Here is an 11,887-nt window from a genome sequence, read left to right as displayed (position 1 = left end):
CCACTTTAGTGTTATTATATTTTATGCTAAAATAGGTGGAATGAGTATGGTCATATACTTGATACTATAAGAATAGGTGTGTGAAGATGAAACCTTTTATATACGATATGAGTCTGGAAGAGCTTCAGGAATGGGCGGTACAGCAAGGGGAGTCGGCCTTCCGCGGTGCGCAGATATTTGACTGGCTTTATGTAAAGCGCGTAAACTCTTTTGATGAGATGACGAATTTATCCAAGACGCTTCGGCAAAAATTGGACGAACAGTTCTCATTCGTAACTTTGAATGAAATTACGAAGTTTGAGTCCAAGGACGGTACGGTCAAGTTCCTGTTCGGGCTGCATGACGATCATGCGATCGAGACGGTTATCATGAAGCATAACTACGGGAATAGCGTCTGTGTTACCACACAAGTCGGCTGCAAGGTTGGTTGTACATTCTGTGCGTCTACCTTGGGCGGACTGAAGCGGAATCTCAATTCCGGGGAAATTGTAGCCCAGGTTGTGCAGGCTCAGAAGATTCTTGACACGCGAGGCGAGCGTGTTAGCAGTATAGTGATCATGGGCACAGGTGAACCGTTCGAGAATTATGATGCAACGATGAAATTTTTGCGAATTATGATTCATGAGAAGGGCTTGAACATTGGACAACGGCATATTACTGTATCAACGAGCGGAATCGTTCCCAATATATATAAATTTGCTGATGAGGATACCCAGATTAATCTGGCGATTTCGATTCATGCACCGAACGATGCGCTGCGTTCCAAGCTGATGCCTGTCAACCGCCGCTTTCCGTTTGATGATGTTATCGAGGCACTGCGTTATTACATCGCCAAGACCGGGCGCCGTGTAAGCTTCGAATATGCGCTGATTGGCGGAGTAAATGATCAGGTGGAGCATGCGGAAGAACTGGCAGAGGTTCTCAAGGATATGCTCTGTCACGTGAATCTGATCCCGGTCAACCATGTTCCGGAGCGGAAATATGTCAGAACCTCAAGGAATGATATCTTTCAGTTTCAACGTACATTGGCGGACAAGGGCATTAACGTAACGATCCGCCGGGAGCAAGGACATGATATTGCAGCGGCTTGCGGACAGCTGCGGGCCAAACATATGCAGTCTGGTACGAGGTGATTAGGATTGATAAAAACGGCTTATGTAAGTGATGTTGGAAGGGTTCGTTCTGTAAACGAAGACAGCAGCTGGGTTGCCGGCTTGGAACAAGGGTATACGCTGGCGATCGTTGCTGATGGCATGGGTGGACATCAGGCTGGGGATACAGCCAGCCGTCTAACCGTTGAGACGATTGTACAGGATTTGCAGTCTTTGCCTGCCAACTTGTCTCCGCAAGAGTTCGGAAATGAACTGCAGCAAGCGATTTTGCATGCCAATGAAATCGTGTATCGTGAAGCGAAGGAGCATGTAGAGTACTACAATATGGGGACCACGGTGGTTGCCGTCCTGCTTAAGGAACGCGAGGGAATCGTCGGCCATATTGGAGATAGCAGAGTCTATCAATTCCAAAATAACGTGTTGACTCAAATTACTGAAGATCATTCTCTCGTTAATGAATTGCTTAAGAATAATCAGATTAGTGAGCAGGAAGCGAATGTGCATCCACATCGAAATATCGTGACCCGGGCACTCGGAACCGATGAAGAGGTGGTTGCCGACATGTATTCGGTAATGTTAGATGAGGGAGATATACTGCTGCTCTGCAGTGACGGTCTCAGCAATCATGTAACCCCGGAACAAATGATTCATACGCTTGGAGCCGGCGAGCTTCCTCTGGATCATCGTGCTAATCAATTGCTTCAATTCGCCCTGGATGCAGGGGGCGACGACAATATTACCGTCGCGTTGTTGGAGTATCATGATGAGTCCGTGTCAAGCGCAAAGGGGTGGAGTTTATGATCGGTCACGAGTTAGGTGGTCGTTACCAAATTATTGAACGAATTGGCGGGGGAGGAATGGCCCTCGTCTATCGTGCTCAGGATATTCTATTAAATCGTAATGTAGCTATTAAGGTTTTGCGTCAGCAATTTGTGAACGATGAGGAATTTATCCGCCGCTTCCGACGTGAGGCACAATCAGCGGCATCCTTGTCACATCCGAATATCGTTAGCGTCTATGATGTCGGACAAGAGGGCGATGTTCATTACATTGTCATGGAATATATTGAAGGCCGCAACTTGAATGAGATTATCAAAGAGCGTGCTCCATTGCAGGTAGATGAGGCAGTTCGTATCGCATCGCAAATCGCCGACGCCTTGGATCATGCCCATATGAATCATATTATTCATCGTGATATTAAACCTCATAACATATTAATCGGCCGTAATGGCTGGGTGAAAGTGACTGACTTCGGAATCGCACGTGCCGTAACTTCGACGACGATTACGCAGACGGGCTCGGTCATTGGGTCTGTGCATTACTTCTCACCTGAACATGCCAAAGGGGTAACAACGGGCGAGAAATCAGACCTTTACTCCCTTGGAATTGTACTCTATCAGATGCTGACTGGCCGTCTTCCATTCCTTGGGGAGAGCCCGATCAGTGTGGCGCTGAAGCATCTACAGGAGCATTTTGACGAGCCGCGTTCGGTGAATCCAATGATCCCGCAGAGTGTGGAGAATATAATATTGAAATCGATGCGCAAAAATCCAGGCGAGAGATATGAATCTGCCAAGGAAATGCTTCGCGATCTGGAGACCTGTCTGCTGCCGGAGCGCAGGACGGAGAATAAGCTGACTTTTGCCGATAACGAGGATGAGGACAGCACTCGTGTTGTCCCGGCTATTAAGCCGCAAAACAGGCAGTCTGGTGGAGGCTCGAAGTTATCCCGTGATGATCAGGGGTCCGATGAACGGCAGAAGCAGAAATCAGGTAAGAAGCCGATAAGCAGTAAGACTAAATTATGGGTCGGCATTACGCTGATTGTAATCGTTGCGATGCTTGGTATTGCCTGGTATGTGAATAAGCTCGTCACCGTAGAAGAAGTAAAGGTACCGAATGTGCTTAATATGTCCATTGAACAAGCTACTGAGGAGTTCTCCAAGGTAGGTATTGTGGTTGGGGATATTGCTCAGGTATATAAAGAGGGCGTAGATGAAGGAATTGTCTATGAACAGAGCAAGCCAGAGGGAACCGCGGTGAAGGAAGGCTCGTCGATTGATTTGACAGTAAGCAAAGCGAAGGAGCTTCCAAAAATGCCGATGCTGGATAATGCGGCCTATACCTATGAGGAGGCTGTTGCACAGCTGGTAGAGCTTGGAGCTTCGACAGAAAGGATTAGAAAGGATGAGGAGAATTCCGATGTAAAAGCGGGGCAGGTCATTGGGCAAACTCCTGCTGCCAATTCTTTGTTTGATCCGGAGAAAGATCAAATTGTCTTGAAAGTGAGCAAGGGGCCGGAAAAAATCAAGATGCCTAAGCTGGTCGGGAAGACCCAGGATGAAGCGCTGAAGGCGATTGAGGATGCGGGGCTGAAGCTGGCAAAGGACGGAATTAAGCAAAAATCGAGCTATGAGGTACCGTCAGGTCAGGTCATGGAGCAGTGGCCATATACTGAAGGCGCTGACGCGGCACCGGGCTCCGAAGTAACCATATTCGTCAGCTCCGGCTATCCGTCCGATGCGATCGAGTATACCTTCGTGGTTCCTGTTGTTCCGGCTACAGACGGACAAAAGAGCAAAATCCATATTATATACGGGGATGCTCGTGGTGAGAATCAAGACTGGGGTACGAAGACGATCGCCAAACCGCAATATATGTCGGTAAATCTCGTTCTGGCACCTAATAAGGACGGATATGTCTATGTGAACCGCGATGGGGCATTAACGGATACCTACAAGATCTCGTATATTGATGCCAAGCAGGGGACTGTGCCGCAGCCATCACTGCCTGTAACGAATACGCCGGATGAATCAAATAATGAGTCTGATGGCAATAATGGTGACGGTGATAACGGGAACTCTGATCAAAATCCTCCAGATACAGGCAAGGCCAACAATTCCAAGTTAACTGGAAGGTTAACGAATGGAAAGATGAAGGGGTTTGGACATCATTGAAGTTGAGCTTGAATAAGCTTCAATTGTTATATCGTTATACAGACAGATATGAAAGCGAGGCCTGCAAGAATGCCTGAAGGCTTAATCGTTAAGGCGCTAAGCGGATATTACTATGTGAAGCCTGCAGACCCGGCGTTGGATAAGATTGTCCAGTGCCGGGGCCGCGGCATTTTTAAGAAAAAAGGCATAACCCCTCTCGTTGGAGATCGGGTCATGTATAGTCCGACGGAGAACGGCGAAGGGATGGTAGATGAGATTCTACCGCGCATCACGGAGTTGATTCGTCCGCCGATCGCTAACGCCCGGCTTGCGGTGCTGTTATTTTCACTTAAAGAACCTGACCTGAATTTGCAGCTTCTGGACAAGTTCCTGGTACATATCGAACATGAGGGACTGCAAGCGTTGATCTGCTTGACCAAAGAGGATCTGCTCGATGCGGAGGAAGAGGAAGCGGCCAGCGTCACGGAGCAGGTAGCTCACCTCTATGAGCAGATTGGATATGAAGTGTTCATTACCAGTTCTCTGACTGGCAAAGGAACGGAAGCTGTGAAGACGCGCCTGGCCGGGGAGATTAGCGTACTTTCCGGTCAGTCCGGGGTAGGCAAATCGACGCTGCTGAATGCGATGTTCCCTGGATTGTCGCTGGAGACGAGCGAGATTAGCATGAAGCTTGGCCGGGGGAGACATACAACCCGACATGTAGAGCTGATCGAGCTTGAGAATGGCGGATATGTGGCGGACACTCCAGGCTTTAGCCAGCTGGATTTCCTTGAGCTTGGCGTCGGGGAGCTCTCTACTTGCTTCCGCGAGTTCCGCGAGCTTTCAGAGGGCTGCAAATTCCGCGGCTGTACACATCTGCATGAGCCAGGCTGTAAAGTGAGAGAGGCTGTGGATGAAGGAGTTATTGCCGCGGGACGGTATGAGCACTATGTGCAGTTTTATGAAGAAATGAAAGACAAAAAACGGAGGTATTGACTTCATGAATGACATCTATATTGCACCGTCTATATTGTCGGCTGATTTTGCCAAGCTGGGTCAAGAAGTAGTCGAGGCAGAGCACAGCGGCGCGGACTGGCTTCACGTCGATGTTATGGACGGCCATTTCGTGCCTAATATTACATTCGGAGCGCTGGTGATGGGAGCGATTGCTCCGCTGACCAAGCTGCCGCTCGATGTCCATCTGATGATCGAGAATCCTGAGCGATATATTCCGGATTTTGCAAAAGCAGGAGCTCATCTTATTACAGTGCACCAGGAAGCCTGCGTACATTTGCACCGCGTCCTGCATATGATGAAGGAGCATGGCGTCAAGACAGGCGTTGCGATCAATCCGGCAACTCCTGTGTCTTCGATTCGCGAAGTGCTGGAGGATGTGGACCTGGTGCTTGTCATGACGGTAAATCCAGGCTTTGGCGGTCAGGCCTTCATTCCGTCTACTCTTCGCAAGATCAGGGAATTGAAAGAGCTGCGAGAGGAACTGGGGTTGAAGAATTTGCGAATTGAGGTGGACGGCGGAATCTCGGCTGCCACAGCACCGCTGGTTGTGGAGGCGGGTGCGGATGTGCTGGTCGCAGGCAATGCGGTGTTTGGTCGCAGCGACCGCCGCGCCGCGATTCAGGAGATTCGCAGCAGTTTGCAAGATTAGTCATTGCTATATTCTCTTCATTTTTGCCCTGTTTCACCTTGTCTGATTGGCATAGTGATTCGATCTGGCGCATACAATGGGTTACATGAGCGGGTTCTCATGCAGCCCTTTTTTTGTCGGCGAAAATACACAGGGAGAGGGCGCGGAACATACACTATGAATGAGGGCATGAGAATGATGGGGAGGGTGAACGATGAAATTTTATACATTCAAGCTGCCTAAGTTTTTGGGAGGTTTCGTCAAAGCGGTGTTGAATACATTTCACAAAAACTAGGCAGCGACAACTGCCGCTATCATGGAATTCGGCGCGGCGCACAAATCCCGCCTTCCATCACGCGGTTTGTGGCGATACTGTTTTCCGGTTGCTGAAGTGGCAGGAGAATACGAAAAAAGCACCTCTACTAAGAAAAGGTGCTTTTTGTCTATATTCTTATTCTCACCATTATACGCGAGTCAGTTTACCGGATTTCAAAGCCCGAGTGCTGACGTATACGCGTTTCGGCTTACCGTCTACCAAGATCCGGACTTTCTGTACGTTAACGCCCCAAGAACGACGATTACGGTTGTTAGCGTGGGATACGTGGTTACCGCTGCTTGGTTTCTTGCCTGTTACATAGCATTTGCGAGACATTCATTACACCTCCTGTTCCGATACACCTGTCTTGAAAATAACAGTTTATTAGTGAAGTTAACAGTTATTGTTCAAGCCGGCTTAAGCCGGTCGATTTCCTTCTTTTAACCTATAAATGTATAGGAAACCGCATAAAACAATACTTACATATAATATCACAGTAAAAAAACGTCCGTCAACCGATCGACAAACTTTATTTCTATAGTGTGCTTGTCGCGCTTTGTTTATTTATTTATCTTTGTTCTTATAGTACAATATGGTTTAGCCCATAATAATTTCAAGGGAGGAGTGAGCAAGGCGTGGCTATACAACTGGATACCGAATATGGACGTGTCGATATTTCGGAGGAAGCGGTAGCTGTGATCGCCGGGTCGGCCGCCATGGAATGTTATGGACTCGTAGGGATGGCAAGCCGGAAACAATTCAAGGACGGCATTGCTGAATTGCTGGGGCGTGAGAATCTAGCCCGGGGTGTGGAAGTAAAGCTCGATAATAAGCGATTGGCAATTCATCTTTATATCATAGTTAGTTATGGTACGAAAATTTCCGAGGTTGCCTACAACATACAGCGAAAAGTAAAATACGTGTTAAATGAAGTCGTTGGACTCGAAGTGGCTCAAGTCAACGTTGCAGTCCAAGGCGTTCGTGTATCAAGCTAGGAAGGGGAATTCTCATTGAGTAAGCGTTCTATTAACGGAACAGATTTTACCGCCATGGTGCTAGCCGGGGCGAAACGATTGGGAGATCATGCCGAGCATGTCAACTCTCTAAATGTCTTTCCGGTTCCCGATGGAGACACCGGGACGAATATGAATTTAACGATGACGGCTGGAGTGGCCGAATTGAATAATAACGGATCGGGCGGACTTGGCAGTCGGGCAAATACTTTGTCCAAAGGCTTGCTAATGGGAGCCAGAGGGAACTCCGGCGTTATTTTATCTCAGTTATTCCGGGGATTTGCCCGTTATTCATCCTCTTATGAAGAGTTGAATGCGATTCAATTTGCCGCCGCTTTACAGAGCGGGGTGGATACAGCCTATAAGGCCGTAGTGAAGCCGGTGGAAGGCACGATTCTTACAGTCGCGAAGGAAGCGGCTAAGCATGCCGTTCACCAGGCTAGACGCACGACCGATATCGTAGATTTGATGGCTGATGTGCTGGCGAAGGCGAAGGAAGCTCTTGCGAATACACCGGAGCAATTGCCTGTACTGAAGCAAGTCGGGGTTGTTGATTCCGGCGGTCAAGGTCTTGTATATATTTACGAGGGTTTTATGGAGCAGCTGACGGGCAAAGCGAAGCCTATCGATTCGATGCCTGCACAGCCGAAAGCAGGATCCGTCTCGGCATTTACCGCCGTTCATCCGGCCGAACATCATGATGCTACTGCCCAAGCGAAGCTTGATACAGAGGATATTGAATTTCTTTATGATATGGAATTTTTCATAAATCGTACCCTGGGCGGCGTTTCGCATGCGAATTTTGATGAGGATCAATTCCGGAAAGCGCTGTCATTAAATGGTGACTCTATTATCGTCATTGCCGACGATGAAGTTATCAAAGTTCATGTGCATTCTAAAGCACCTGGCGAGGTTCTGAATCTCGCTTTGAAATATGGAGAAATTACTCAGATTCATATTCTGAATATGCGTGAACAGCATCGCGAACTGCTATCAACCGGACTTGATGCTGCTCCGATGCCAGAGCTGTTCGCGGATATTCCGGCTGAACCTGCCCGTTCTGAGGACCCTGCGGAGGTTCCTGCGGACGAATTGGCACCTTACGGATTTATTGCTGTAGCGTCTGGACAAGGGATCTCGGATATTTTCAAGAGCCTTGGTGTTGACGTTGTTCTATCCGGCGGACAGACGATGAATCCAAGCACAGAGGATTTTGTGAAGGCCATTCATTCGATTTCTGCACAGCATGTATTCGTGCTGCCGAACAATTCGAATATCGTTCTTGCCGCTCAGCAGGCTCGCGATTTGCTGGAAGATGAGCGCAGCGTAACCGTTATTCCAAGCAAGAGCATTCCGCAAGGAATCGCTGCTGCCTTTGCCTTCCAGGAAGAGGAGAGCGTTGAGGTGAATACGGATTCCATGCTGAATGCCGTATCTCATGTCAAGACAGGACAAGTTACTTATGCGATCCGTGATACGATGTTTGATGATCTGGAGATCAAGGCGGGTCACTATATTGGAATTGAGAACTCCAAGATCGTGGCGACAGAAGAGCAACTGCTGGAGACAAGTCAGGCGCTGCTGGCCAAAATGCTGGTTGGCGGCGATGAGATCGTTACGCTTCTGATTGGCGAAGAAGCGACGGAGGAAACTACGGAGTCGCTGTTGGGCTGGTTGAATGAAACTTATCCTGATGTTGAAGTAGAGACTCATGATGGAGGGCAACCGATCTATTATTACTTATTTTCGGTTGAATCCTGATCGTCTAATAATTTAAGTTCAAAAAGCTCGGTTTTCAGTACCGCTGCTGAGGCTTCCGATATGCGTTTTTGCAAAACGCTTCAGTGGGATGTAACAAAGGACTGAGGAGTGGAGCGTACGTAATGGGTACGTGAGCACCTGAGATGTTCCGTAAGGGAACATGACTTCGTAAGCATCTGCTTAGGCCTGGCTGAATTCAAGATTCGATGTCGAGTTGCTTCTTGATTCACTTCGTAATCCAAAGTGAACTTTTTGAACAACCTCTTGCAAAAGGGGAATGATGAAAGGGTGAAAATACCTATGAGTCAGATCGTTATTGTAGCAGACAGTACGGGGGATGTTCCTGCAGCGCTGGTTGCTGAATACGGTATTCATATAATACCGATGCGGCTTGCTTTCGGGGATGAGTCTTTCTTGGAAGGAATCGACATCACGGTAGAAGAGTTCTATGACAGGCTGGCGAAGTCCAAGAATCTGCCGACGACTTCGCAGACCTCGCCTGCCCAGTACGTCGAGGTATATCAGAATCTAATGAAGCAGTACCCCGGTTCTCCTATCGTCTCGATACATCTTTCTTCGGGGATGAGCGGCACCTATCAATCCGCTCTGCTGGCCAAGTCGATGGTCGAGGAGGATTCGGCGGAGCCGGTGAATATTACGGTAATTGATTCGCTCTGCGCCAGCTACGGCTTTGGCATGATGGTCGTGCATGCGGCAAGATTGGCGAAGCAGGGGGCTTCCGTTGAGCAGATTCGCACGGAGTTAGAGCGTCTCGGACAGGAGCGTCGGCTTTATTTTCTGGTCGATACCCTGGAATATTTGCAGAAAGGCGGCCGGATCGGCAAAGCGGCGGCCATTCTTGGCACATTGTTGAACATCAAGCCGATTTTGTCTGTAGACCATGAAGGCATCATCTATTCGGTAGATAAGGTTAGGGGCCGCAAGAAGGCGGTATCCCGCGTGATTGAGCTGTTCAGGAGTGATTTTCCGAATCACAAGGATTTGAACGTCGCTGTGTGCGATTGTGTGAATCCTGAAGGAGCGGAAGAAATTATTCAATTGTTGTCAGAGCATTTCACCCTGCATGAGATCGTCCGTAACAGCATCGGTTCTGTCGTAGGCACTCATGTGGGTCCTGGTACGATAGCCATCTTCGTGTGGCCGGCCTAAAGAAGTTGCTCCAAAAGTCCGACTTTTGGGGCGGGTATTAAAGCGAGGGATTTGTACAATGAATTTGCATGAAATCCCCGTAAGGCAAGTCAGCGGCGTGAGTGCTCTCAAAGCAGGAGAGCTTCACGCCTTTGGCATCTTTACGGTAAATGATCTAATTGAATATTATCCGTTTCGTTACGAAGATTATCGGCTTAAATCTTTGACAGAGGTTAAGGACGGCGACAAGATTACGGTTCAGGCAAAAATTATGGGAGTTCCGGTTCTGCAGCGTTATGGGCGTAAATCAAGAATGACCTGTAAAATGGTGGCCGAGGATTGGATGTTCACGTCGACATGGTTCAACCGCCACTTCCTTCGCGATCAATTGGTTGCGGGAAGAGAGATTATATTAACCGGGAAATGGGATTTGAAGCGCAATCAGCTTACAGTATCGGATTCGGAGTTCCCGGATAAGGGGGTGCAGCGGAGTGGCACCGTCCAGCCGGTGTATTCGATTGGCGGGAAAATTACACAAAGCTGGATGCGCAAGACGATTCAACAGGCGATGTTGCAGTATGGGGAGCTGATCCCTGAAATTTTGCCTGAGGCGCTGCTGAAGCAATATGATCTGATGTCGAGAAAACGGGCGATTCAGCGAATCCATCTGCCGCAGGATCAGGCGGAGGGACAGCAGGCCCGCCGCCGCATGGTCTATGAGGAGCTGTTCTTATTCCAGCTCAAGCTGCAGGCTTATCGCGCGATTAACCATGAGCGGATGGATGGCGTTGCTCATCTCGTCGAGAACTCGGTCATTCGGGAGTTCGTGCGCAGCCTTCCGTTCGAGCTGACGGATGCACAGAAGCAAGTGGAGCTGGAGATTTTGCGGGATATGCGCTCCCCTTATTGTATGAACCGCTTGCTGCAAGGCGATGTCGGTTCGGGGAAAACGGTGCTTGCTGCGATTGCGCTGTTTGCCGCGGTGAAGTCGGGACATCAGGGAGCTTTTATGGTGCCCACGGAAATTTTGGCTGAGCAGCATGCCCGTTCGCTTGCGAAGATGTTCGAGCCCTTCGGGATCTCTGTAGGACTGCTTACCGGAAGTATAACGGGCCGGAAGCGCAAAGATTTGCTAGCTTCCTTGCAAATGGGACTGACGGACGTCATTATTGGTACCCATGCTTTAATTCAGGAGGATGTCTTTTTCCGATCGCTGAGCCTGGTCGTTACTGATGAGCAGCACCGCTTCGGGGTGAACCAGCGCAGTGTTTTACGGCGCAAGGGATTCAATCCTGATGTACTGACGATGACCGCTACTCCGATCCCGCGGACGTTGGCGATTACCGCTTTTGGAGATATGGATGTCTCCACGCTGTCAGAGCGGCCAAAGGGTCGAAAGCCGATTTCAACCTATTGGGTGAAGCATGACATGATGGATCGCGTACTGGGCTTTATTTCCCGTGAAATATCGCTGGGTAGACAAGCTTATTTGATTACTCCGCTGATTGAGGAGTCGGAGAAGCTGGATGTTCAGAATGCGATTGATCTGTATGTAGCGATGCAGCAGGCGTTCCCGGATTTCCGTGTCGGATTGCTGCATGGGAGAATGACCCCAGGCGAGAAGGACGAGGTCATGCGGGCGTTTTATGCGAATGAGGTGCAGCTACTCGTATCGACCACGGTTGTAGAGGTCGGCGTGGATGTGCCTAATGCTACGCTGATGATCATCATGGACGCCGACCGCTTCGGCCTGTCGCAACTGCATCAGCTGCGCGGCCGTGTAGGGCGGGGGGAGCACGCGTCTTACTGCGTGCTTATCGCCGATCCGAAGACGGAGGTAGGTCAGGAGCGAATGAAGGTCCTGACCGATACGGACGACGGCTTCGAAGTGGCGCGCCGGGACCTGGAGCTGCGCGGTCCCGGGGATTTCTTCGGCACGAAGCAGAGCGGCGTGC

Annotated in this window: 10 protein-coding genes and 1 pseudogene; 10 read left to right on the top strand and 1 reads right to left on the bottom strand. The window is 49.4% G+C overall.

The window, feature by feature from the left end; all coding sequences use genetic code 11:
- The first annotated feature begins 86 nt into the window (after window positions 1-86).
- From rlmN to spoVM, 6 genes are all read left to right on the top strand, one after another.
- On the top strand, window positions 87-1,133 hold the full coding sequence (gene rlmN, locus BN1360_RS21455) for a dual-specificity RNA methyltransferase RlmN (RefSeq protein ID WP_068781912.1): 1,047 nt from the start codon (window positions 87-89) through the stop codon (window positions 1,131-1,133).
- Between the two features lie 6 nt (window positions 1,134-1,139).
- Window positions 1,140-1,913: a Stp1/IreP family PP2C-type Ser/Thr phosphatase gene (locus BN1360_RS21450; RefSeq protein ID WP_068781911.1), complete on the top strand. Its 774-nt coding sequence runs from the start codon at window positions 1,140-1,142 to the stop codon at window positions 1,911-1,913.
- Window positions 1,910-4,069 carry a Stk1 family PASTA domain-containing Ser/Thr kinase gene (gene pknB / locus BN1360_RS21445; RefSeq protein WP_068781910.1) on the top strand — a complete coding sequence of 720 codons (2,160 nt, stop codon included), beginning with the start codon at window positions 1,910-1,912 and terminating at the stop codon, window positions 4,067-4,069. The genes BN1360_RS21450 and pknB overlap by 4 nt, the downstream gene beginning before the upstream one ends.
- A 69-nt stretch (window positions 4,070-4,138) precedes the next feature.
- Entirely contained in the window at window positions 4,139-5,044 is a 906-nt protein-coding gene (gene rsgA, locus BN1360_RS21440) for a ribosome small subunit-dependent GTPase A (protein WP_068781909.1), read from the top strand.
- 4 nt (window positions 5,045-5,048) lie between these two features.
- The gene (gene rpe / locus BN1360_RS21435) at window positions 5,049-5,714 is read left to right on the top strand and encodes a ribulose-phosphate 3-epimerase (RefSeq protein WP_068781908.1); all 666 of its coding nucleotides are present in this window, start codon (window positions 5,049-5,051) and stop codon (window positions 5,712-5,714) included.
- A 193-nt stretch (window positions 5,715-5,907) separates the two neighbouring features.
- Complete coding sequence (spoVM, locus tag BN1360_RS21430; protein WP_036621610.1) at window positions 5,908-5,988, top strand: stage V sporulation protein SpoVM; 81 nt, start codon at window positions 5,908-5,910, stop codon at window positions 5,986-5,988.
- 168 nt (window positions 5,989-6,156) lie between these two features.
- Here the strand turns inward: spoVM and rpmB are convergent, their stop codons facing one another.
- Window positions 6,157-6,345, bottom strand: coding sequence for a 50S ribosomal protein L28 (gene rpmB, locus BN1360_RS21425; protein ID WP_068781907.1), 189 nt, complete (start codon window positions 6,343-6,345; stop codon window positions 6,157-6,159).
- 299 nt (window positions 6,346-6,644) lie between these two features.
- On the opposite strand from rpmB, the gene BN1360_RS21420 reads away from it, so the two are divergent.
- The 4 genes and pseudogenes from BN1360_RS21420 to recG all read left to right on the top strand — a co-directional run.
- Window positions 6,645-7,004, top strand: coding sequence for an Asp23/Gls24 family envelope stress response protein (locus tag BN1360_RS21420; RefSeq protein ID WP_068781906.1), 360 nt, complete (start codon window positions 6,645-6,647; stop codon window positions 7,002-7,004).
- Between the two features lie 15 nt (window positions 7,005-7,019).
- On the top strand, window positions 7,020-8,783 hold the full coding sequence (locus BN1360_RS21415) for a DAK2 domain-containing protein (RefSeq protein ID WP_068781905.1): 1,764 nt from the start codon (window positions 7,020-7,022) through the stop codon (window positions 8,781-8,783).
- Window positions 8,784-9,083: 300 nt separating this feature from the next.
- Complete coding sequence (locus BN1360_RS21410) at window positions 9,084-9,953, top strand: DegV family protein (protein WP_068781904.1); 870 nt, start codon at window positions 9,084-9,086, stop codon at window positions 9,951-9,953.
- Between the two features lie 58 nt (window positions 9,954-10,011).
- Window positions 10,012-11,887 (top strand): annotated as a pseudogene (gene recG / locus BN1360_RS21405) (ATP-dependent DNA helicase RecG); the annotation flags it as partial.

It is taken from the genome of Paenibacillus sp. GM2, assembly GCF_900069005.2.
Taxonomy (GTDB): domain Bacteria; phylum Bacillota; class Bacilli; order Paenibacillales; family Paenibacillaceae; genus Fontibacillus.
This window is presented reverse-complemented; position numbering and strand designations above follow the sequence as displayed.